The sequence below is a fragment of the Niabella agricola genome, from assembly GCF_021538615.1.
Classification (GTDB): domain Bacteria; phylum Bacteroidota; class Bacteroidia; order Chitinophagales; family Chitinophagaceae; genus Niabella; species Niabella agricola.
In genome coordinates this window covers 1-21,582 of record NZ_JAJHIZ010000002.1, presented here as the reverse complement: position 1 = coordinate 21,582, position 21,582 = coordinate 1, and the positions used below count along the sequence as shown (strand labels likewise).

The following is a 21,582-nucleotide window of genomic DNA, read 5'->3' as shown; positions in this document are numbered from 1 at the left end:
TCTCACATCCGCAGTTTAAAATTACTAAACTTTAAGCAGAACCCATGTAAAAACAATACCGGCATTATGTTGCCACCCGAATCTGCCCTTGTGCCGGAATGATTTAAAAAAAAGGACGCACCATTCCGGACGTCCTTTTCAATCAGGTTGATATTTGTTCTATTTCAAAACGGCCAGCGCCTTTTTTATGCGGCTCCAGCCCTCTTCAATTTTCTCCAGGCTGTTGGCAAACGAAAAACGTACGCAATTCGGTTCACCAAAAGCTGCACCCATTACAGAGGACACATGCGCCTTGTTCAGGATGTACATGCAAAGATCCGCGGAGTTGGTAATGGAGGTTTCACCATCCGACTTTCCGAAATAACTGCTCATATCCGGGAAGATATAGAATGCACCATCAGGCTCGGTACAAGTGATTCCGGGTATGTCATTGATCAGTTCCATCACCCGTTGTTTACGGCGGGTAAACTCTTTGGTCATTTCCATAGAGGGGGCCAGATCCGCCGTAAGGGCCGTCACAGTCGCTTTTTGAGCAATAGTATTGGTACCGCTGGTAATCTGCCCCTGCAGTTTTTCCATACCCTTTGCGATTTCTACAGTTGAGGCGGTATAACCGATCCGCCAGCCCGTCATTGCAAATCCTTTTGCCAGTCCATTCACTACAATGACGCGGTCTTTAATTTCTTCAAACTGCGCAATGCTCTCATGCTTGCCCACATAATTGATGTATTCATAAATCTCGTCGGAGATGATATAGATCTGCGGATGTTTTTTAAACACTTCCACCAGGCTGGCCAGTTCATCTTTACTGTAAACGGCCCCGGAAGGGTTACAGGGTGAAGAAAACAGGAAGGCCTTGGTATTGGGCGTAATGGCTTTTTCCAGATCAGCAGCGGTGATCTTCAATTTCTGTTCTACCGTAGTCCGGATCTCCACTACTTTTCCGCGGGCGATCTTCACCAACTCGGAATAGGTTACCCAGTACGGTGTGGGAATGATCACTTCTTCACCATCATCTACCAATGCCAGGATCACATTGGCCAGGCTTTGCTTGGCACCTGTGGAAATCACAATCTGTTCCGGCTTATAATCCAGGTTATTGTCTCTTTTCAGTTTGGTACAAACAGCTTCCCGTGCATCCAGAAAACCCGCTACCGGGGAATAGTGGCTCCAGTTGTCATTAATGGCTTTAATGGCAGCCTCTTTAATGTGCTCGGGCGTATCAAAATCGGGCTCACCCAGGCTCAGATCGATCACATCGATCCCCTGTGCCCTCAATTCGCGGCCTAATTTGGCCATTTTCAGCGTTTCAGGCTCACTAAACCGCTGTAAAAGAGAAGATAACGACATTTTAAACGTTTATAATTGATTTTTAAACAAATTCAGGCAAATTTAGGGGTTAGAGTGACAGCTTCGAACTTAAAATCTCAAAAAATCGAAATATTCTATAAAATCCACCCATAACTAAAAATTTATACAGTATAAAATCCGTTTATAAAACCAAATCCACTATATGTCTTTAAACCTTATCTTTGCCCCCTTTAAATTTAAAGAGGAACCAAAGATTAAATTAACAAATACGTATGCAACTCAAAGGACTGGTTAGATTTTTTACAATCTTACTCATTATCTACTCACTCTACCAGCTGTCATTTACATGGTTTGTACGCAACCACGAAAAGAAATTGGAAAAGATTGCGCACAATTATGTAAATGCAAATCACCAGACTGCTGCCCAAAAGTTCCCCTCCAATAAAGATTCCCAGGAGGTGTACCAGGAAACCCTGAACCAGATTTACAACGATCGCCTGACCCGCTTAAAAGACAGCACCAAAGATGAAACCATTACCTATGGAATTACCGGTGCCATCAGCTACCAGAAAGCGAAAGAGGAAGAGTTGAACCTGGGTCTTGACCTCCAGGGGGGTATGAATGTGACTATGGAAGTAGAGATGAACGGATTGCTACAGACGCTTGCCAACAATTCAAAAGATCCCAATTTCTTAAAGGCATTGGCGAATGCCGATAAACGCAAAGGGAACAGCGATGCCAACTTCATTACCCTTTTTGTGGAAGAGTTCAAAAAACTAAGCCCGAATACGCCGTTGGCCTCCCTGTTTGCCACAGCCAACCGCGAAAACATTAAGGTTACAGACAATGATGCCAAGGTTACCCGGTTCCTGCAGGAGCAGGCCAAGGCTGCTTTTGACAATACGGCCCGCCTGATTACTACCCGTATCGATAAGTTCGGGGTAGCGCAGCCCAGCATCAACCCGGATCCCAGCAAACAGATCATTTCCGTAGAACTGCCCGGCGTACAGGATAAGGAGCGGGTTCGCAAAAACCTGCAGGCCTCTGCCAACCTCCAGTTCTGGGAAGTTTATAACATTTCCGAACTGTGGGCCAACCTGCAAAAAGCAGATGAAATCTATTACGCTCAGAATGCAGGAAAAGCAACAAAAGACAGCATTGCAAAAACAGACTCAGCCGCTGTTGCCGCAGGTGCGGTAGCCAAGCCCGATTCTGCAAAAACAGCTACCACTGATACCAACAAGCTGCAGAATCAGCTGTCGGAACTGGCCAAAGCGGATAAAAACGCTCCTAAAACAGGAGACGCTGCTGCTGATCAGCAACAGGAAATGAAAAAGCATATCTGGGGGATTTTAGTGCCTCCGGTAGATCAGAAAGGCGGCCTGGCAGACATGGGTATTATCGGGCAGGTAAATATTAAAGATACAGCTGATGTACGTGCCATGCTTACATCTCCCGCCATCCGCTCCCAGTTCCCTTCAGAAATTGCCTGGATGTACGGGATGCCTGAAAAAATAGGCAATAAGAAAAGCAATATGGTAGCCCTATACGCCATCAAAACCTACGGACGCGATAAGGCGAAGCTGGAAGGCGAACATGTAACCAATGCCGGCGCCGACTATGACCAGTCTGGTAAAACCAATGTATCCCTTGAAATGGATGCCATCGGCAGCCGCGTATGGGCTGATATGACCCGCGCCAACAAAAACCGGCATATTGCCATCGTGGTAGACAACCAGGTGTATTCGGCACCCGTAGTTAACGATGTGATTGAAGGGGGCCGCTCCAGCATCTCCGGCAGCTTTAGTGCCGAAGAAGCAAAAGACCTTGCCAATATTCTTAAAATTGGTAAGTTACCCGCTCCGGCCAAGATTGTATCAGATGAAACCGTTGGGCCAACCCTTGGAGAGGCGGCCATCAAAGGAGGTTTGATGTCCTTTACGATCTCCTTTATAGTAATCTTCATCCTGATGTTGATTTATTATAACACCAGCGGATGGGTAGCCAATATCGCCCTGATCTTAAACCTGCTGTTTACAGTGGGTGTACTGGCCGGTTTGGGTGCAACCCTTACAGCACCGGGTATCGCAGGTCTGGTATTGACCATTGGTATGGCAGTGGATAGTAACGTAATTATTTATGAACGTATTAAGGAAGAGCTGACAAAAGGGAAAAGTTATATTTCTGCCATTAACGATGGTTACAGCCGTTCCCTGGCACCGGTGCTCGATGGTCACGTAACCACGCTCATCACCGCCTTTATCCTGTATTATTTCGGGCTTGGACCGGTAAAAGGTTTTGCCACTACACAGATCTTGGGATTGTTACTCTCCCTGTTCTGCGGTATCCTGGTAAGCCGTTGGGTTACCGATTGGTTCACCAACAAAAATCATCACCTGAAATACTTCACCGGCCTGAGCCGCAGCATCTTCAAACACAGTGCCTTTAAATTTATCGAGTTCCGTAAAGTAGCTTATGGTATATCAGTAGTGATCCTGCTATTATCCATCGGCACCATCTTCCACGGGTTCGACTATGGTGTGGAATTCAACGGCGGACGTTCTTACCGGATCGATTTTGGTAAAAAAGTAGATGTAGAAAAAGTGCGCGACGATGTAAAAGCTGCGTTTGACAATGAGAATCCGTTTATCAAAACCGTAGGTGATGCCAGTGCGCTGGATATTACCACATCTTACCTGATCACGGATCCGAATACCACAAAAGCAGATTCGATCGTAGCTCATAAACTGTTTGGCGGGTTAAAAAATCACCTGCCGCAGGGTACTACATTTGAACAGTTTGACACGCAATATAAAATGGGTACCAAGAAGGTATTGCCAACGATCTCCGATGATTTGAAAAGAGGTGCGGTTACTGCCACCGTGCTGGCGATACTGGCCATCTTCGTATACATCTTCCTTCGTTTCCGCGACTGGAGATATTCGCTGGGAACCATCTTCTCGCTGCTGCACGATGCATTGGTAACATTGATCGTGTTCTCTTATGCAAGAGACTGGGTACCTTTCCCGCTCGAAATTGACCAGCATTTCATTGCGGCCATTCTTACGGTGATTGGTTTCTCAATGAATGATACCGTGGTGGTATTTGACCGGATCCGTGAAGACGGAAGACTATACCCGAATATGGACCAGAAAACATTGGTGAATAAAGCCATTAACGACACGTTGAGCCGTACTGTTATGACCTCCTTTACTGTATTTATTACGGTATTGATCCTGTTCATATTTGGCGGGGAAGCCGTTAGAGGATTCGCCTTTGCGATGTTGATCGGGGTGATAACCGGGGTTTACTCTTCTATCTTTGTAGCGGCACCAGTATTGGTGGATCTGAGAGGTGGATTGAGAAAAAGCAAAACAGGATCCGCTGTAAAAGTGCAGCCGGAGCATCACTAATCAGGATTTATTGTATGCTGAATGATAAAGAGACCACCTCACGGTGGTCTCTTCTTTTTGTTGTACGAATAATAGCGGCAGCGGGTCACTTGGCACCTGTTGAAATCGAAGACATGCGCAAAACCATACTACGAGCCGCTGCTGACATCTCCAGTCCGGCGGGGATTACCGTGAGGGCTTGCTGCACAATCAATCATAGCTATTCCCGTCATTCTTCAGACGAGCTCATCTATGCGATGGGTGCCCATCCGTTTCTTCAATTGTAATCTCAATGTAATAAAAACGGCCCGCGCTTTCTTTTTCCCGATAGCGTAAACGATCCTTTTTACTGTAAAATAGATTTGCGCTTCTTAATGCAGAACGATTATGAAACAGAAGCACACATTATTATCAATACTCCTCTTTTTGACCGTTGCGCCCCTTTTTGCCCAGTCCGGAAAAATACAGGGCTTCGTTACCACCTCCGATGGAAAGCCTGCGCCCTATATCACCGTCACCGTTGAGGGCACACCACATGCCGTACAAAGTGATGACCGGGGATTCTATGAAATCAAAAATATCAAACCGGGATCCTGGACCCTGTTGCTCTCGGCTGCCGAAACCACCACCCAGCAAAAAAACATCACCCTCGCAAAAGGAACAACGCTTAAAGCCGATTTTGTAATTAACGAAACGGCCCAACAGCTGGACGCGGTATTTGTAAATGCGCGTAAGAGTATCGAACACGCTTCGGTAAGTTTGCGCCTGAAAACCCCGTTGCTTGAAACGCCACAAAACATACAGGTGATTGACCAGACCACCCTGGCACAGCAGCAGACGATCAGCATGAGTGATGGACTGGTACGGAACGTAAGCGGCACTACACGGATTGAGCATTGGGGCGATCTCTATGCCAATATTACCACACGCGGCTCCCAGATACAGGCGTTTCGAAATGGCTTTAACGTAGTGGCTTCGTACTGGGGGCCGCTTACTGAAGACATGAGTTTTGTAGACCGGGTGGAGTTTGTAAAAGGTCCTGCAGGGTTTATGCTGGCCAATGGAGATCCCAGCGGCCTATATAATATCGTTACCAAAAAACCCACGGGCACCACCAAAGGAGCTATCGATCTTACCATGGGCAGCTTCGACCTTTACCGGGGCAGTCTTGACCTTGACGGATCGCTTAGCAAAGACAAAAAAATTTTATACCGGTTGAACATGGCAGCACAGAACCGCGGTGCGCACCGTGATTTTGAATACAACAACCGGTATGTGCTGGCACCCGTGATCTCTTATCAGCTCGACCCAAACACCAAGCTAACACTGGAGTATAATGGCCAGTTTGCAAAGATGACGGAGGTTGGATCGTATTACATCTTCTCTAAATCCGGGTATGGCACTTATCCGCGCAACCTCAGCTTTACCAATCCCGGCCTGCCACCCACCCGCATCAATGATCAAAGCGGATACCTTACGTTTGAGCATGCGTTTAATACCAACTGGAAGATTACCGCACAAGGTGCTTATTTTAACTACAACCAGGCAGGTATGAGTTCCTGGCCATCCATGATGGATTCCATTACCGGCCACCTGATCCGCAATGTTGGTATCTGGGACGCCAAAAGCAATATGGCACTGGGACAGGTATTCTTAAACGGAGCATTTCACACCGGCAGCATCCGGCACCACGTGCTGACGGGTGTGGATGCCGCTAATAAAAAATATTATGCAGACTGGGGACAATCACATAATCTCGATTCCATAGGAGCATTATTTGATCCCGCACATCCGGATTATAACATTCCGGTAAATGGCTACCCGGAATTTGACCGAAGCAAACCGTTAGAAGAACGGGCTATTGCAGCGGGAGGAATCCAGACACAGCGGTATTCCAGCGTATATATACAAGATGAGCTGGCTTTCTTTCAGGACCGTTTGCGATGGACCCTTGCCGGCCGCTATACTGACGTGAGCCAGATCTATGGAACGGGGACCAACTATTCGAAGGCAAGGCATTTTACCCCCCGAACCGGTCTTAGTTATTCAGTTAGCAAAAACCTGTCTGTATATGGCTTATATGACCAGGCATTTATTCCGCAATCGGGTACACTCAGCAACGGAGGTAAAATAAAACCCATCACCGGCAATAACATGGAGCTGGGGATCAAGAAAAGCTGGCTTCACGACCGGTGGCTGACCACACTGTCTGTATACCGTATCTTAAAGCAAAACGAGCTGACAGCCGATCCTAATGCGCCTAATCCCAATCAGCCCACCAGCATTGTTCTCGGAGAAAAAACGGCCCGGGGTATCGAATTCGACGCAAGAGGCAGCATCCTTCCCGGATTCACCGCTATGGCTAACTATGCCTTTACGGAAAGTCTGATTACCAAAGTTTCGTCGGGGGCAGCGGGTAGCTATACCGTAGGAACGATCATACCTGGCTATGCAAAACATACTTCCAATGCCTGGCTCTCTTATGAGCTGCAACAAGGAATACTACAGGGCCTGGGTATTTCTGGAGGATTTACCTCATTGATCGGCCGGCACACCGGCTGGTCCACACAGGGTCAGCAGTTGCCGGATTACTTCAAGCTGGATGCCGGGTTATTTTATACACAGGACCGGTACCGCTTTACGTTAAATCTGTTCAACGTACTTAACAGCTATCTGTACACCGGCTCCTATTACGAGCTGCCTGCCGTATATGGTGACTGGAGCTCGGTAAAACCGGCCTATTATTACCAAACGGAACCGCCGCGCAACATCCGGTTCAGTGTCAGCTACCGCTTCTGATCCAATATCCACCACAGAAAACTGCGGTCACCAGGTGAAAATGGTAAGCCGCAGTTTTCATTTCTCCTCTTTGTTGGCCTTTCTTATCTTTGAACTCCTTCACGATTCTTTAAAAGCATCATATGAAAAAAAGTCTCCTTGTCCTGTTCTCATTTTTTGCTTGCACAACAGTGGCCGCACAAACCACCCGGAACGGTTTCGAACTGATCTCCCGTCCTGCTCAGAAACAGATAGATATTTTGTATAACGGGCAACTGCTGACCGCCTACTGCTATACAGACAGTATTGCCAAGCCCTTTCTGTATCCAGTAAATACACTTGGAGGGATCACGGTTACCAGAGGATTCCCGGTAAAGCCCATCCCCGGTGAAAGTACCGACCATCCGCATCACGTAGGCATCTGGATGAATTATGAATCCGTAAACGGGATCGATTTCTGGAACAATTCATCAGCTATTGCTGCCGCAAAAAAAGAGCACTATGGCACCATTGTGCATCAAAAGATCCTGAATCAGTCGGCGTCTGGGCGTAAGGCAACACTGGGGGTTACAGCAACCTGGGTCAATCAGGCGCAGGAAACATTTCTGAATGAGCATACAACCTATTTCTTTGAAATAAAGGACAACCGGTTTTATATTACCCGTAAGACCACGCTAACCGCACTCAGGAACCCGGTTGTATTTAAAGATGTAAAGGATGGTTTCTTCGCCATCAGGCTTGCCAAAGAACTGGAAATGCCTTCCGCAACCTCAAAATCATTTACAGATGATAAAGGGAACATAACAACGGTGCCTGCTCCGGGCACAGGGGTACCTACAGGTATGTATTATGCCTCCAATGGAAAAACCGGGGATGCCGTATGGAGCAGCCAGGGAACCTGGGCGATGCTCAAAGGAAAAAAAGACGGGGCATCTGTTACCATTGCCATGTTTGACCATCCCTCCAATACCGGCTATCCTACTTACTGGCATGCGCGTGGTTACGGTTTGTTTGCGCTTAATCCGCTGGGCAGGGCCGTATTTAGTAATGGACGCGACTCCTTAAACCTGGTATTGCAACCGGGCCGGTCGCAAACATTTACCTATCGGATCGTTATAGCGCAGCAGGACCTGACTATTCCGGAAGCTGCCGCAATGGATGCTGCATTTAAACAATCGCGTTATTAACAGGCGTCAGGGTGCCGCTTCAAACCGGAAAAGCTGGGCATCGCTTCCATTCCACGACCAGGATCTGATATCGGCACCCGGCGTGGGATCTCCGTTGGCCAGGTCCATGACGTTGCCGCTGGCTTTTGCTACTATACGATACCAACCGTTGCCGGCATCTTCGATCCGCCAGAGCTGGCAGTCATTGTTGAGCTGGTCCCAAACCTGTATATTAGTTCCCACGGCCAGTTTGCAGGCATCCAGGTCCAGTGATTTATGATTGGGCTGTTGCGAGATGATCTTGTAAAATCCGTTTCCCTGGTAGGTTAATGCCCAGCGCTGCCCGTTACAGTTGGTGCGCGTCCAGGTACGCACATCCGCATTCCCGGTAGCACAGGCAGGAATATCCAGGTAAAGTCCCTGCCCGGAACTGGTATTCACTTTCGACCGGATCGCATAGATTCCATTGGCCATCGGGTTGGGAACCGTACAGGGTGCAGATCCCGTAATCCCGATCACACCGGAGGTAGTAATATTCACCGGCATAATATTGCCCGCTGCATCAAAGAACATGCGGTCAATGGCCACCTGCCGCTCATCTACATTGGTACTGGTTCTGCGGTGATACACAAAATAATATTCACTACTGCAGCCCGGCCTTGAAATCACCGCATTATGCCCCGGCCCCAGAATATTGCCGTTAGGAGCCGTAATACGCCCTTTAACGGTCCAGGGGCCCATGGGTGACGCAGCAGTGGCGTATTCCACATGGTAATCGCTGTTGCGGTAGTCATTTACGGAGTACATCAGGTAATACGTCCCATTGCGTTTGATCATATAAGGGGCTTCAAAATAATTCGATGGCTTCGTATTGCTCCGGGTGCCGGTGAACGAGATCATATCGTTGTTCAGTTTCTGGATGTTCAGCGTCGTATTCCCCCAGTACAGGTAGGCCTGCCCGTCTGTATCAATAAACGCCATCGGATCAATCGGATCCGTACCGAGTCCTGTGGCCAGCGGTGCACCGATATCGGTAAACGGCCCGGTGGGGCCCGGCCCCACTGCCACTCCGATCTTTTTACTGGCCGTAAAATAAAAATAATACTGACCGTTGCGGGCCACCACGCTGGGGGCCCAGCCATCGGCATGCGACCAGCTGACGTTGTTCAAATTAAATACCACGCCTTCATCTGTCCAGTTCAGCAGATCAGCCGAGGAGTAGGCGTGAAATTCGTTTACCGTAGGACCATTGGCGGTAGTATAAATATAATAGCGCCCGTTGGCATACAGGATATCCGGATCCGCAGTAAAGGGAGGCAATACCGGGTTTCCGCTCATCAGGTCCAGCGCTGCGGGCGTAACCATTGAAGACGCGCTCCGTTTCGCTACTGTTTGTACAGGCGTCACCGCCGTATTTTCCTGTTGTCGTGAACAGGCAGAAAAAACCAGGGATGCAGCCAGCGTCCCCAGTATAAGCGAACCAGTTTGTTTTTTCATATGCGAAAATTTAATCGTTTAAGCAATGATTCCGCTACAAGGTACAAATAAATACGGGAACACGGCTCTTACCGGCACCAGGGATGCTTTAATCAAACCCTGGCCGCTTCCTTTTGTTGCTCCATCCGTATCGGCCGGCTATAGCACCGGCTTCCGGTTTACCAATGTGATCAACTGGCGGTCTTCCCCATAGAAACCCAGGACCCGCAGCCTTTGAGATCCGTCTGCCAGGCAGATACCATCCGGCAAAAGCATGAGCGTATTAGCACGAAGATTTCAGGCAATGAAGCGACCTGTTTTATGACAAAAGCTTGCCCCAATATCATGACTTTGAAGCAGCCCCTTATGTAAGTTTGTTTTAGCGACCATATGTACGTGTACGTATTCCGGGTACTGCTGCGGTGATTATTTTCCGTGTGAGGTGTTTGCTTTCTTCTTTTCTTTTTTCTTTAAATATTCCCCGTTAAAAGAACACTGCAAAGCGCCCAGCCTGGAACCGCACCCCTCTACTTCTTCCAGTGAAACCCGGTCGTTTTCAAATATAAAACGCAATACGCAGGGATCACCGCCCTGACGGTACTCTGCAATGGTTGGCGAAGCAAACAGGGCATCTCCCTTTAGTTCGCCCACACATTCTTTATCGTTTTTCTCCAGGTGGATAAAAAACCGCACCCGGCCTTCCCGTTGTCCGTCGCGGATGGATATCAGGTTCATTTTATTATCGCCGTAGTCGCCGGAATATTTTTGTTTGCGGGGCAGGGTATCGATCGGATTGATCAATTCTGTAAAACCATCCCCCAGGCTGTCCGTCATAATCAGTGAAAAGCTTTTTGCGGCTTCATTCAGCACAAAAACATCATGCCCGCTGATCTCAATACCGTTTGGCAACTTCTGGGTCAGATCCTTATTGATATTCAGTCGCGGATCAATCGTTACAGAAATGGATACGTTGGTATTCGGTGTCAGTTTGATCACCGGAAAACCGGCGATGAACTGTTTTTTTTGATCATGTGCAGTAATCAGCAATACCTTCCGGTCCCGGTCGATGCCTCTCGTCAGCAGGTAAAAAGCACCTTTTCCTGCCTGAACCGCCCCTACCGGGTAGTAGGCCGGATGAGAACGGGGACCAAAAACCTTAAGGGTAACGGAATCCGGTATAAACTGGTGTAACACTTCAGGAGCAATGCGCAGCGAATCCTTTTCATGCGCCGGAAAGGACGTATCCCCATAAACAAACGGAAGAGACAAGGTTGGATACGCCTCCATAAACTCCTCAATATTCACCGCCTCATCGCCGGTCATCTTCTTTTTCTTTTTTCCGCCACAGGCAATCAGAAATACAGCCGCTATAATCAGGGACCAGTATAAAGGTTTACGCATACATTCAATTATACAACAAAATAAATAAAATCCGGTGCAACTGTGTAAAAAATAAAATTTTCGCTTACTTGTAACTTTTTTTTAGATTTGTCTAAATTTTTATTTTGATGTCTTCAAATCTTTCGCATACGGAAGAAAATTATATAAAAGCGATTTATCACCTGGAACGGGACGGGAAACCGGTGAGCACCAACGAGCTTTCAGAGCTGCTGAAAACAGCAGCTGCTTCTGTTACGGATATGCTTAAAAAACTAAAACAGAAAAAAATCGTTCACTATAGGGCCTATTATGGCTGTAACCTCACCGATGGAGGCCGGAAAACAGCCCTGATGATCATCCGGCGGCACCGGCTCTGGGAATACTTCCTCTCAAAAAAACTTGGGTTTAATTGGGATGAAGTACACGATATTGCAGAAGAGCTGGAGCACGTAGGCAGCATCAGTCTGATCAACAAGCTCGATGCCTTTTTAGGGTTTCCCCGCATTGACCCCCACGGCGATCCTATCCCGGATGAAAAAGGACATATTGCCAAACGCTCCAATAAGCTGTTATCGGAGATACCGTTGCAGACGCCCGTAGAAGTGGTTCAGATCGCCGATCAATCAACAGGCATACTGGAGCTGCTGGATGAAAAAAATATAAAAATCGGCACCCTGCTTGAAGTCCGGAAACGGTTTTCGTACGACCAGTCGCTGGAAATAAAAACCGGGGGCAAACAAACGACACAGATATCAAAAGAACTATCGCAAAACATTTTAGTAAAGGGCCATGAATAAACATCATTCCGATATTTCATTGAGCGAAGTACATCAGTCGGTAGATACGACTCAAACCAATAAGCCCAAATGGCGGCGGATCCTTTCATTTTTCGGACCGGCATACCTGGTCAGCGTGGGATATATGGATCCCGGCAATTGGGCAACGGATCTCGCTGGTGGCAGCCAGTTTGGATATAGCTTATTGTGGGTATTGCTGATGAGCAACCTGATGGCGCTCCTGCTTCAAAGCCTTTCCGCCCGTTTAGGAATCGTACGGCATAAGGACCTGGCGCAGGCTAACCGCGAGACCTATCCGCGGGGCGTCAATTTTATCCTGTACCTACTGGCGGAAATTGCCATTGCCGCTACCGACCTGGCAGAAGTGCTGGGCATGGCTATCGGGTTGCAATTGCTAACGGGCATGCCGTTGATGTATGGGGTACTGATTACCGTGCTGGATACTTTTTTACTGATGCTGTTGCAGCGGTTCGGCATGCGCAAGCTGGAAGCCTTTGTGATCGGGCTGATCTTTATCATTGGCATGTCATTCCTGGTGCAGATCATTATTGCATCACCCGATCCCCGGGAAATGGCCTCCGGCTTTGTACCCCATATCCAGAATGATGCCGCCTTATATATTGCCATCGGTATCATTGGCGCCACGGTAATGCCGCACAACCTTTACCTGCACTCGGCCCTGGTACAGACCCGGAAATTTAAAAATACTGAAGAAGGCATCCGGAAGGCACTAAAGTATAATTTCTGGGACAGTGCCATTGCACTGAATATGGCATTCCTGGTCAATGCCGCCATCCTGGTGCTGGCTGCTACCGTTTTTTTTAAAACCGGCAGAACCGATGTAGCAGAGATCCGCCAGGCCTACGAGTTATTGCCCAGCCATCTCGGCAGCAACTTTGCCTCCAAGCTTTTTGCTGTGGCATTAATCGCTGCCGGCCAAAGCAGCACGGTAACCGGCACGCTGGCGGGGCAGATCATTATGGAAGGATATTTAAAACTGCGGATCAATCCCTTGGTGCGCCGTTTGCTGACCCGGCTTATTGCTATCGTTCCCGCTATCCTGGTCATTGGCATTTACGGCGAAAACGAAGTAGACCAGCTGCTCATCTTCAGCCAGGTGGTATTGAGCATGCAGCTGGGATTTGCTATCATTCCGCTGATTCATTTTGTAAGCGACCGGAACACCATGGGGGTATTTACCATCAAAACGGTTACGAAATTGTTTGCATGGATCATCACGGCCGTGCTGATCTATTTAAACGGCCGCATGGTCGCCGACGCCATCACCGGTTATTTTGCCACCACTGCTTCCTGGGGCTGGAAGCTGCTGATCATCCTGGCGAGCACCGGAATCCTGATCTTGTTAGCCTATACCATCTTTTATCCTTTCAGCAAAAGAAAGCTTAAACCAAGCTTTTCCCCCGTTCATCCCGAGCCTGCGGCTCTTGATCTTACAAACGGCGTTAACATATATCACATCATCGCCATTGCGGTTGATTTTGGGAAAACTGACAGCATACTCATCACACAGGCTTTACGACAGGGAAACACCCAGACAAAATTCGTACTGATCCACGTGGTTGAAAGCGTGGCGGCACGGTTCAATAACAAGGAAATAAAAGACGAGGAATCAAAAACAGATAAGGCATATTTAGACGGCTATGCCAAACAGATCCGTCAAAAAGGATACAACGTAGTATGGGAACTTGGCTATGGCATTGCATCCCGTGAAATCCCAAGGATCGTTATGGATCATAAAGCCGACCTGCTGGTGATGGGGGCGCATGGACATAAGGGACTGAAAGATTTTATATATGGCAGCACCATCAACAATGTACGGCATCGGTTAAAGGTCCCCATACTTATTATAGGCAGTAAGGTCAAGGGCTAAATGTTGATTTAAGCGAACAGGTGCTTCATTCGGTAATGTTTCTGCAAAGACCAACTGCCCGGAATAAATATCTAAAACAGCCCGGAGCCGAAACTACCTCCGTATCTGGTGGATAAAGTTTTCGAAAACATTCAGCTGCCCCTTCATACTTACAAACAGCACGATAAAAACAATGCCAAATACTGCGCCCCATAAATGCGCGCCATGATTAATGCGTCCACCACCCTGCCGGTCAAGATAGGCCGAGATCAGCAGGTATAGCCCGCCGAATATCCAGCCAGGAATGTCCACGGGCAGGAATAAAAAGCGGATGGGAAGTGTAGGGAATAATACGATACAAGCAAAGATCACCGAAGAAACGGCACCCGAAGCACCGAGACTTCTGAAGTAATAATCATCCTTATGCTTAAAATAGTCCGGAAGACTCGCCACTACCAGCCCTCCGATATACAAGCCGGCAAAATACATCGGTGCATCTGCACCAAAAACCCGGTCGTCAGGGAAAAAATACGTTTCCAGTGCAATACCGAAGGAATACAACGCGATCATATTAAACGCCAGGTGCATCAGATCTGCATGAATCAGTCCATGCGTAATAAACCGGTAGTACTGGCGGTTCCGGGAAATGGCAGGTCCGAAAAAAATAAGGTTGTCGATCACTTTTGAGCTACTGAAGCCCCAGAGGGAAACAGCCACGGTAATAATAGTGATAATGAGCGTAATGGTTAGTTCCATGTGCTAAAAATAGCGACAAATTCCCATTTCTCATTTCTAATTTTCCATTTCTTACTCTTTGTTTCAGGAATGATGATATTTTTCGTTTTTCATAATGGTACAGGCACGGTATACCTGCTCCGCAAGAATGAGACGCACCAGCTGATGCGGGAACACCAGTTGCGACAAACTCCATAACGTATTGGCTCTTCTCAAAACCGTTTCATCCAGCCCATAGGCGCCGCCGATCAAAAAAATAATGCGCCGGGTACCGGCATTGGCGCGACCTTGCAAAAAAGCGGCCAATCCTTCGGAGCTCATCTGGCGTCCGCGCTCCTCCAATGCCACGAGATAATCTTCCTTTGCAATTTTGGAAAGAATTACCGCTGCTTCCTTTTTTTTCAGCTCCGGAGCACCGAGCTGTGCCGCATCTTTCGGCGCCGGGATCAGCTCCCATTCCAGCCGGAAATAATTGCCGATGCGGCTGGAAAACGCTTCCACTCCTTCTTTAACATAAGCCTCGTGCTGCTTTCCCAACGCCCAAAAAGCTATTTTCATGTACTGTAGATTTATGAATTGCTACACGGATCAAAAATTCAAACAAGATTGTCAAGGATCATACCAAACAATATACATAAAAAAAGGAATTACATTATCTGTAACTCCTTGATCTTAAGTGACCCCGTCAGGATTCAAACCTGAAACCTTTTGATCCGTAGTCAAATGCTCTATTCAATTGAGCTACGGGGCCGTTTTGTGGGGGGCAAAGATAAGCATTTCTTTCGTTTCAACAAAAAGACTGCAAAAAAACTTTTTGCTTTTTTCGCATGCTGCATATATCGTATCGGCACTGTTTCCGGGTCTTCGGGCGCCCGCCCACCAGTTATGCCTTAACGGTTATTGAATAAGGCATCCGCGGCTTCCCAGTTTACAACCTGCCAATAAGCGTTCAGGTACTCCGGGCGCCGGTTCTGGAATCGAAGATAATACGCGTGCTCCCACACATCTACACCAATAATCGGCCGGCCTTTTACCTCGGCTACATCCATTAAAGGATTGTCCTGATTGGGAGTAGAGGTGATCACCAACTGGCCGTCATCCGTAAGCACCAGCCACGCCCATCCGGAACCAAAGCGCGAAATCGCTGCCGTCTGAAATTGTTCTTTGAACTTTTCAAAAGAACCAAACCCCTGATCAATGGCTGCCGCCAATGCACCGGTGGGTATGCCACCTCCTTTGGGAGAAAGACTGTTCCAGAAAAAACAATGATTCCAATGCCCTCCGGCATTGTTGCGTACAACCGGACTGATGGAGCCGGCTGCGGCGACAAGCGCTTCCAGTGTCTTTTGTTCATGTTCCGTACCGGCAATGGCTTTATTCAGGTTGTCGACATAGGCCTGGTGATGTTTGGTGTGATGGATCTGCATGGTTGCTGTATCGATATGAGGTTCTAATGCATCGTATGCATACGGCAGCTCGGGTAATTGATGTGTCATGTGATTCTCTTTTTTGGTGAATATTTTTACGATCAGAAGTACCATGCGGAACAGCCTGCAACAACAGCGCGCAGTACCAGACCGGCCAGCATGCTATCCTTCATCGCTTTTACGGGTCAAAGATAAAGAAACTATCATAATAAACAAAGTAAATACTTTGTTTATTATACAAATCACTTGCGTAATGGGTGTTCGCAGTTCTCTGCGGAACAGCCATTGCCCATATGTTAGTTGCGGGATTCTAATATTCTGTTTCATAAAGATGATAGCTTGCTATTACGGAGACAAAGTTATTTGCCCCGCAATAGCGTAAAAGCAACCACCGGTCTCGGCCGGATGCTCCACACAATCTTATTTCATGTAATCTGCATCAGTGTTCTGCGTTGCCGATGCCAATCTCCGGTTTTAAACGATGTATCAGTAACAGCGATCGTTCTGCATAGCAACAGCAATCAGTCGTTGCCTAGGAAATCCCTGATAATACCTGCGGCAATCTCCGGCATAGGGCTTCCGGCCGTTCCTGCAAGCACTTCCCCGATAAATGATCCGTGGTTGCCCGGAAGTACTGCCAACCGGGCTCCAGGTATCTGGCTCAGCATTTCAACCGTATGCGATACAGTAATCACATCCTGATCACCAACTATTAGCAGCGTGGTGGCTTTTATACGCTTCAGCAGTTCTTCCGGAACATCCTGAAACGCCAGCCGTTTTTCCCGGTCTTTTTGAAACATATTCAATAGTCCTTCCGGATTGGGGTTTACATCGAGGTAGGCTGTTTTTAACGGCCCGGGCATATCAGCAAACGTGGCGGCCTCCAGTCCTTCAAAAAATCCGGGGATCATCCCTTCTCTTTTGTAATTACCGGAAATGAGCACGATCTTGTGAACCATCTCCGGATACCGGATTGCCATTTCCATTGTGGTACAGGCACCATCGCTAAACCCGATGATATTTGCGCTGGTCACTTGCAGGAGCTTTAGCAACGCCTGTACATCTGCAGCATCCTGCCGGAACGATTCGGGTTGGTTGCGGTCGCCGGTACGGCCATGTGCCTGTAGTTCCATGGCAATGACTGTATGGTGCTCCGCAAATAGCGGAAGCAATACACCCCAGTTGGAAGGAATGGTAGAGCCACCGCCGTGTATTAATACCAGCGGCATACCCTTTCCATTTCCGTGAACTTCATAATACATTTGAATCCCGTTTACCGATACATACTGCCCGGCAGGTTTATTCATTTGATCCACACCCATTGATCCTCAAATTAAAGGTTATTAATTTCGTCCGTTCTTACAGAAGCGGTCTTCTTTTGCAAAAGTAAAAAACAAAACTCCGGAGCACCAGTGCGAATGCGTCAAATTCAGCGGCAAAAGTGACAATCGCCACTTCAACCGGCATTGCGCTAAAAAGCAAAAGCACTTCAACATCCGGTGCCATAAAAACAGCGAACCGGATGTTTGTACATAATGCATCCAAAAAAGCATCAGTCTCCAACAATAAAAATGAAACAGCGATGATCACCTGATCACCCGGAACGGCGTTCTGTTACCTTCTGCAACCTTCCGGTTAGATGAGGGCTACTCTTTATGCCGCGAATGAACGGTTGAAGGGTTTCCTCGAAAATAACAATAGGCACTCAAAAAAATAATCTTCCGTTTTTAAAGTAAAAATAAAACGCCGTCGTCTTCAATAGAAACAACCGTTTTAAAATTAAAAAATGAAAAAATGAAACACAAAATCCTGTTCATGCTTCCACGACTTGCCGGACTTACCTTGCTGATCGGTTTAGCATCACTGGTATTGTTCCTGCTCTTTAAACTGATGCTGTTGGCAATCGGTATTAGCCTGATCGCTCTTATCGCCGGTAAGATCATTAAAAAAACCCGGCAAAAATGGGCGGAGGGTAACGGTCTCGAATGGAGTGCCAATCCCTATCTTAAAGAGCTACACCATAACAGCACCCTGCAGCCCATCGCTGGTAAAAAAAGCCAGGGCACTCCGGCCATTATTCCCATTCATTAATTATCTTTTATTAAACACAAAAACAAAAAAATCATGTTTACAAATCAATCTATAGGCGGCAATACGCAACAGCACTTCGATCCCCGTTTTAATCAGCAGCGGTGCTTCTTTGGCAAAAAGTTTGGAGGCCGCCCGTTTGGTGGCGGACATCCATGGATGCAAAAATTACAGGAATATATGAACGGCTCAAAACCTGTTAACATTGAAGAAACAGAAACCGCCTTTATTATTTCCTTGTATGCGGCCGGTCTTCAAAAGGAATATTTTAAGATTTCAGTAAAGGAATCTATCCTTACCATCCGGTATACGTCCCCCGATCAAAGAGAAAACGGAAACTATGTTTACCAGGAGTATCAGCCGGCCGCCTTTGAGCGCTCCTTCCAGTTGAGCGATAAAGTACTGACAGATGAGATCCACGCGAACTATACCGACGGTGTATTAAAAATTACATTCCGTAAAAACCCGGAAACAAATAAACCCGGGCAGGAGGTTAACATCGCGTAACCGAACGTTTAAGTTTAAAAAAGGTGGTATCAAAAATCCGTTGCAGCCTGCTATCGTATGGACCTGGTCTATACCGGGTAGCAAGGCAAAGATTGATGATACCTTCTTTTTATTTATAACGATTCAACATGATTGCTTTACAGGCGGCTTTATAAACCGTCCCTATTTGGGAGCTGCCTCCTGGATTTTGTTATACCCATTCCTGTGTTTGTCATGCAATTTTTAAAGGATTGTTCCGGCCCGTATCCGCTTCGCCCATTAAACAGCCACTCCAACCAGACTGCATCTTTTATATGATCATGAATCAGCGGCTTCCAATAATCACCGGAGCCTTCATAAACACTTGGCCGGCATGTACAATGGCTTCCGCTTATTTACGTTCGAACCGCATCACTGCAATATCGCCCATAATCAGGTGTAACGAATTCCCTACAATATCGTACCTGTTCACTGTTTTCAGGGTATTAAAGAAGGTGGCCTCTCCTGTTCCCTCACAGAACATTTTTGTGCTTGCAGGTTCTTTAAACCGGATCGAATGATCATCTATCGTGAAAGAGATATTATACCGGTTACAACTGCTGTTTCCATTGGCTGTAGTCTGCGGTAGGTTAAAAACAATCGTGGGGCGTATACGAGGATACAACCCTTCAAACGCAATCCGTGAGCCCGAAATATAGTTCAGTTCCCAGGTGCCATTTAAGGCACTGCCCCCCGTTTCAGCGGACACCGCCCGGAAACGCGCAAGTGGTGCCATCCGCGCTTTGTTGAGCGAAAGTTCGCTGCCATGAATCGTGTAATTATCCGCCGATTCCAACGCCTTTATCAGTCCCTGCTCTATTTCCATATGCTCACATGCCATTAAAGTTGACGGACCGGGCTTGAAACGGATCCGGTTATTGTCTTGCAGGCTAAAGGTTCCACCAAGGCCGTTGCAGCCTCCGGAAGCAGTAAATCGTGAATCACTGCCCTGTAATTGCAGGAAGGGTTCTTTTTGATTGATCTGGTCCGGTACCGGCTTACCCGCCAGTTCCGTCAGTTTCCATTTTTGCCCCAGGATGGCCGTTGTGCCGCCGGCATTTCCACTTTTGGGCTGCTTTGAAGTATTACATGCGGCGAAGAAAAGGGTGCCAAGCGCTACGAGCATGAAAATCATTTTTCTCATGATGACAGGTTTTAAGTTCACAGGAATATTTGTGCAATACAAAGATAGAGCAATTATCAACGGATGTACAGTTTCGCATTCGGTAATTCCCCAAACGGAAAATTACTGTTCATTGCTAAAAAGGATCGCACAAACACGATCTCCTCTAATTCCGCATCAACGGTAACCATTGGAAAGATATAAAGCGTATGGTCAGGAATGCCATCCTCCCTCAACACGTCAAAAAGGGCTGCCGGCTATGAGGGCAACCCTGTGGTTAGCAACGGCGCTTTTCAAAAGGTGTTATTCGGCAACACCCCGGTGACCGCCGGACAGGAGCAATAACTCCTGTACCTGTACCTCGGTGTAATAACGCTTCTGGCCATTTTTATCTTCGTACTGGCGGCTGACCAGTTTTCCTTCAATAGCAATCTCCCTGCCTTTTTCCAGGTACTTTGCGGCCATATCGGCAAGTTTGCCCCAGACTACCAGGTTATGCCATTGAGTTTCGGTTACTTTTTCACCCTTGGTGTTCTTATAACGCTCATTGGTGGCAATACTAAAACGGGCCATTTTTTTCCCACCGGCAATTGCTTTTATTTCCGGGGCACTGCCTAAATGACCGATCAGTTGAACTTTGTTTTTAATTGTGTGCATGACTTTGGTTTTGGGCCTTTCGGCGATGATCATATTTGTTATGCTGCTGAACCGACAGCGCTATCGGATCTGCACCCCAAAGATGCATCTCTTTAAAAGTATTATCCGGTTATTAAACGTTTACTTACGGAAGTAAACGTTTATAAGCGTTTACAAACACTTATAATAGAATAATTTTGTATATTGTATAAGGAAAATCAAGTAATTATGCCAAACACCGACACCTTAGGAAAATTATGCCTTTCCTGCCAAAAACCAATAAAAGGGAGGGCCGATAAAAAGTTCTGTGATGATTTTTGCCGAAATCAACACAATAACTCATTAAAAAACGGCCCCGAGAAACTCATCCGGAATGTTAATGCCATTCTTCGGAAAAACCGGAAAATACTGCAGGAGCAACTGAAACAAACAGAGACAACAATTGCCATACATCGCGACAAGCTTCGATTGGCCGGATTTCAGTTCAAATACATGACCAACCAGTACCAAACGAAAAAAGGGCTCACCTACTTTTTTTGCTACGATTACGGGTATCTGCAGCTGGAAAACGACTGGTTACTGGTCGTCAGAAAAAAGTAATACCTGTTAAAATAAAAAGGCGCCTATCGGCGCTGCCTGGCAATTAAAGCCAGTCCTTTTTACCGGCAAAAGAATGATTTTGCCTGTACCTGCAAGTGTTTCGGGTACGGCACCTTTAAAACTTCTTGATGCCTTTTACCTGCATCCGAAGCGTATAGATACTGGTTCCGGCAGTCATAAAAAGCAGGTCGCGGTTCTTTCCTCCAAAACAAACATTGGCGGTCCACTTTTCAGGAACCGGGATATAGGCAATCCGGTGGCCCTGAGGATTAAACACC

Annotated in this window: 19 protein-coding genes and 1 tRNA gene; 9 read left to right on the top strand and 11 right to left on the bottom strand. The window is 47.2% G+C overall.

All coding sequences use genetic code 11. The annotated features are described in order from the left end of the window. Nucleotides 1–159 precede the first annotated feature (159 nt). Nucleotides 160–1,350: a pyridoxal phosphate-dependent aminotransferase gene (locus tag LL912_RS00390; RefSeq protein ID WP_235551568.1), complete on the bottom strand. Its 1,191-nt coding sequence runs from the start codon at nucleotides 1,348–1,350 to the stop codon at nucleotides 160–162. A 233-nt stretch (nucleotides 1,351–1,583) separates the two neighbouring features. Here LL912_RS00390 and secDF point away from each other — a divergent pair, with 233 nt between their 5' ends. The 3 genes from secDF to LL912_RS00375 all read left to right on the top strand — a co-directional run bounded on the left by secDF (nucleotide 1,584) and on the right by LL912_RS00375 (nucleotide 8,668). Further along, on the top strand, nucleotides 1,584–4,724 hold the full coding sequence (gene secDF / locus LL912_RS00385; RefSeq protein WP_235551567.1) for a protein translocase subunit SecDF: 3,141 nt from the start codon (nucleotides 1,584–1,586) through the stop codon (nucleotides 4,722–4,724). Between the two features lie 366 nt (nucleotides 4,725–5,090). Further along, on the top strand, nucleotides 5,091–7,502 hold the full coding sequence (locus LL912_RS00380) for a TonB-dependent receptor (protein ID WP_235551566.1): 2,412 nt from the start codon (nucleotides 5,091–5,093) through the stop codon (nucleotides 7,500–7,502). Between the two features lie 122 nt (nucleotides 7,503–7,624). Beyond that, nucleotides 7,625–8,668 carry a DUF6807 domain-containing protein gene (locus tag LL912_RS00375; RefSeq protein ID WP_235551565.1) on the top strand — a complete coding sequence of 348 codons (1,044 nt, stop codon included), beginning with the start codon at nucleotides 7,625–7,627 and terminating at the stop codon, nucleotides 8,666–8,668. Nucleotides 8,669–8,674: 6 nt separating this feature from the next. Here LL912_RS00375 and LL912_RS00370 read toward each other — a convergent pair whose 3' ends face one another. Next, complete coding sequence (locus LL912_RS00370) at nucleotides 8,675–10,144, bottom strand: family 43 glycosylhydrolase (RefSeq protein WP_235551564.1); 1,470 nt, start codon at nucleotides 10,142–10,144, stop codon at nucleotides 8,675–8,677. Nucleotides 10,145–10,169: 25 nt separating this feature from the next. Here LL912_RS00370 and LL912_RS00365 point away from each other — a divergent pair, with 25 nt between their 5' ends. Beyond that, a complete protein-coding gene (locus tag LL912_RS00365) occupies nucleotides 10,170–10,337 on the top strand; it encodes a hypothetical protein (protein WP_235551563.1) in 168 nt (55 codons plus the stop codon). Between the two features lie 212 nt (nucleotides 10,338–10,549). Here LL912_RS00365 and LL912_RS00360 read toward each other — a convergent pair whose 3' ends face one another. After that, complete coding sequence (locus tag LL912_RS00360) at nucleotides 10,550–11,524, bottom strand: hypothetical protein (protein WP_235551562.1); 975 nt, start codon at nucleotides 11,522–11,524, stop codon at nucleotides 10,550–10,552. 107 nt (nucleotides 11,525–11,631) lie between these two features. Between LL912_RS00360 and LL912_RS00355 the strand changes: the two genes are divergently transcribed. Together LL912_RS00355 and LL912_RS00350 are read left to right on the top strand one after the other, a co-directional pair. After that, nucleotides 11,632–12,300, top strand: coding sequence for a metal-dependent transcriptional regulator (locus tag LL912_RS00355; RefSeq protein WP_235551561.1), 669 nt, complete (start codon nucleotides 11,632–11,634; stop codon nucleotides 12,298–12,300). Further along, nucleotides 12,293–14,191, top strand: a complete 1,899-nt coding sequence (locus tag LL912_RS00350; protein ID WP_235551560.1) for an Nramp family divalent metal transporter — start codon at nucleotides 12,293–12,295, stop codon at nucleotides 14,189–14,191. The genes LL912_RS00355 and LL912_RS00350 overlap by 8 nt, the downstream gene beginning before the upstream one ends. 93 nt (nucleotides 14,192–14,284) lie before the next feature. Here the strand turns inward: LL912_RS00350 and LL912_RS00345 are convergent, their stop codons facing one another. The 5 genes from LL912_RS00345 to LL912_RS00325 all read right to left on the bottom strand — a co-directional run bounded on the left by LL912_RS00345 (nucleotide 14,285) and on the right by LL912_RS00325 (nucleotide 17,654). Beyond that, nucleotides 14,285–14,926 carry a rhomboid family intramembrane serine protease gene (locus LL912_RS00345; RefSeq protein WP_235551559.1) on the bottom strand — a complete coding sequence of 214 codons (642 nt, stop codon included), beginning with the start codon at nucleotides 14,924–14,926 and terminating at the stop codon, nucleotides 14,285–14,287. Between the two features lie 63 nt (nucleotides 14,927–14,989). Next, nucleotides 14,990–15,463: a 23S rRNA (pseudouridine(1915)-N(3))-methyltransferase RlmH gene (locus LL912_RS00340; RefSeq protein WP_235551558.1), complete on the bottom strand. Its 474-nt coding sequence runs from the start codon at nucleotides 15,461–15,463 to the stop codon at nucleotides 14,990–14,992. A 119-nt stretch (nucleotides 15,464–15,582) separates the two neighbouring features. Beyond that, a tRNA-Arg gene (locus LL912_RS00335) sits at nucleotides 15,583–15,656 on the bottom strand. Nucleotides 15,657–15,795: 139 nt separating this feature from the next. Continuing rightward, on the bottom strand, nucleotides 15,796–16,401 hold the full coding sequence (locus LL912_RS00330; RefSeq protein ID WP_235551557.1) for a superoxide dismutase: 606 nt from the start codon (nucleotides 16,399–16,401) through the stop codon (nucleotides 15,796–15,798). Nucleotides 16,402–16,853: 452 nt separating this feature from the next. After that, nucleotides 16,854–17,654 carry an alpha/beta fold hydrolase gene (locus tag LL912_RS00325; protein ID WP_235551556.1) on the bottom strand — a complete coding sequence of 267 codons (801 nt, stop codon included), beginning with the start codon at nucleotides 17,652–17,654 and terminating at the stop codon, nucleotides 16,854–16,856. A 472-nt stretch (nucleotides 17,655–18,126) separates the two neighbouring features. Here LL912_RS00325 and LL912_RS00320 point away from each other — a divergent pair, with 472 nt between their 5' ends. Next, entirely contained in the window at nucleotides 18,127–18,423 is a 297-nt protein-coding gene (locus tag LL912_RS00320) for a hypothetical protein (RefSeq protein WP_235551555.1), read from the top strand. 33 nt (nucleotides 18,424–18,456) lie between these two features. Next, nucleotides 18,457–18,927 carry an Hsp20/alpha crystallin family protein gene (locus LL912_RS00315; RefSeq protein ID WP_235551554.1) on the top strand — a complete coding sequence of 157 codons (471 nt, stop codon included), beginning with the start codon at nucleotides 18,457–18,459 and terminating at the stop codon, nucleotides 18,925–18,927. 370 nt (nucleotides 18,928–19,297) lie between these two features. Here LL912_RS00315 and LL912_RS00310 read toward each other — a convergent pair whose 3' ends face one another. Both LL912_RS00310 and LL912_RS00305 read right to left on the bottom strand, forming a co-directional pair. Beyond that, nucleotides 19,298–20,089 carry an META domain-containing protein gene (locus LL912_RS00310; protein WP_235551553.1) on the bottom strand — a complete coding sequence of 264 codons (792 nt, stop codon included), beginning with the start codon at nucleotides 20,087–20,089 and terminating at the stop codon, nucleotides 19,298–19,300. Nucleotides 20,090–20,371: 282 nt separating this feature from the next. Further along, the gene (locus tag LL912_RS00305) at nucleotides 20,372–20,725 is read right to left on the bottom strand and encodes a single-stranded DNA-binding protein (protein WP_235551552.1); all 354 of its coding nucleotides are present in this window, start codon (nucleotides 20,723–20,725) and stop codon (nucleotides 20,372–20,374) included. 207 nt (nucleotides 20,726–20,932) lie between these two features. Between LL912_RS00305 and LL912_RS00300 the strand changes: the two genes are divergently transcribed. After that, entirely contained in the window at nucleotides 20,933–21,304 is a 372-nt protein-coding gene (locus tag LL912_RS00300) for an NFACT family protein (protein WP_235551551.1), read from the top strand. A 115-nt stretch (nucleotides 21,305–21,419) separates the two neighbouring features. Here LL912_RS00300 and LL912_RS00295 read toward each other — a convergent pair whose 3' ends face one another. Further along, nucleotides 21,420–21,581: an SMP-30/gluconolactonase/LRE family protein gene (locus tag LL912_RS00295; protein ID WP_235552544.1), complete on the bottom strand. Its 162-nt coding sequence runs from the start codon at nucleotides 21,579–21,581 to the stop codon at nucleotides 21,420–21,422. Nucleotide 21,582 lies beyond the last annotated feature (1 nt).

What these genes read in the sequence shown, in the direction of transcription:
- LL912_RS00390 (WP_235551568.1), bottom strand. Translation starts at nt 1,350, where the DNA reads ATGTCGTTATCTTCTCTTTTACAGCGGTTTAGTGAGCCTGAAACGCTG.
- secDF (WP_235551567.1), top strand. Translation starts at nt 1,584, where the DNA reads ATGCAACTCAAAGGACTGGTTAGATTTTTTACAATCTTACTCATTATC.
- LL912_RS00380 (WP_235551566.1), top strand. Translation starts at nt 5,091, where the DNA reads ATGAAACAGAAGCACACATTATTATCAATACTCCTCTTTTTGACCGTT.
- LL912_RS00375 (WP_235551565.1), top strand. Translation starts at nt 7,625, where the DNA reads ATGAAAAAAAGTCTCCTTGTCCTGTTCTCATTTTTTGCTTGCACAACA.
- LL912_RS00370 (WP_235551564.1), bottom strand. Translation starts at nt 10,144, where the DNA reads ATGAAAAAACAAACTGGTTCGCTTATACTGGGGACGCTGGCTGCATCC.
- LL912_RS00365 (WP_235551563.1), top strand. Translation starts at nt 10,170, where the DNA reads ATGATTCCGCTACAAGGTACAAATAAATACGGGAACACGGCTCTTACC.
- LL912_RS00360 (WP_235551562.1), bottom strand. Translation starts at nt 11,524, where the DNA reads ATGCGTAAACCTTTATACTGGTCCCTGATTATAGCGGCTGTATTTCTG.
- LL912_RS00355 (WP_235551561.1), top strand. Translation starts at nt 11,632, where the DNA reads ATGTCTTCAAATCTTTCGCATACGGAAGAAAATTATATAAAAGCGATT.
- LL912_RS00350 (WP_235551560.1), top strand. Translation starts at nt 12,293, where the DNA reads ATGAATAAACATCATTCCGATATTTCATTGAGCGAAGTACATCAGTCG.
- LL912_RS00345 (WP_235551559.1), bottom strand. Translation starts at nt 14,926, where the DNA reads ATGGAACTAACCATTACGCTCATTATCACTATTATTACCGTGGCTGTT.
- LL912_RS00340 (WP_235551558.1), bottom strand. Translation starts at nt 15,463, where the DNA reads ATGAAAATAGCTTTTTGGGCGTTGGGAAAGCAGCACGAGGCTTATGTT.
- LL912_RS00330 (WP_235551557.1), bottom strand. Translation starts at nt 16,401, where the DNA reads ATGACACATCAATTACCCGAGCTGCCGTATGCATACGATGCATTAGAA.
- LL912_RS00325 (WP_235551556.1), bottom strand. Translation starts at nt 17,654, where the DNA reads ATGGGTGTGGATCAAATGAATAAACCTGCCGGGCAGTATGTATCGGTA.
- LL912_RS00320 (WP_235551555.1), top strand. Translation starts at nt 18,127, where the DNA reads ATGAAACACAAAATCCTGTTCATGCTTCCACGACTTGCCGGACTTACC.
- LL912_RS00315 (WP_235551554.1), top strand. Translation starts at nt 18,457, where the DNA reads ATGTTTACAAATCAATCTATAGGCGGCAATACGCAACAGCACTTCGAT.
- LL912_RS00310 (WP_235551553.1), bottom strand. Translation starts at nt 20,089, where the DNA reads ATGAGAAAAATGATTTTCATGCTCGTAGCGCTTGGCACCCTTTTCTTC.
- LL912_RS00305 (WP_235551552.1), bottom strand. Translation starts at nt 20,725, where the DNA reads ATGCACACAATTAAAAACAAAGTTCAACTGATCGGTCATTTAGGCAGT.
- LL912_RS00300 (WP_235551551.1), top strand. Translation starts at nt 20,933, where the DNA reads ATGCCAAACACCGACACCTTAGGAAAATTATGCCTTTCCTGCCAAAAA.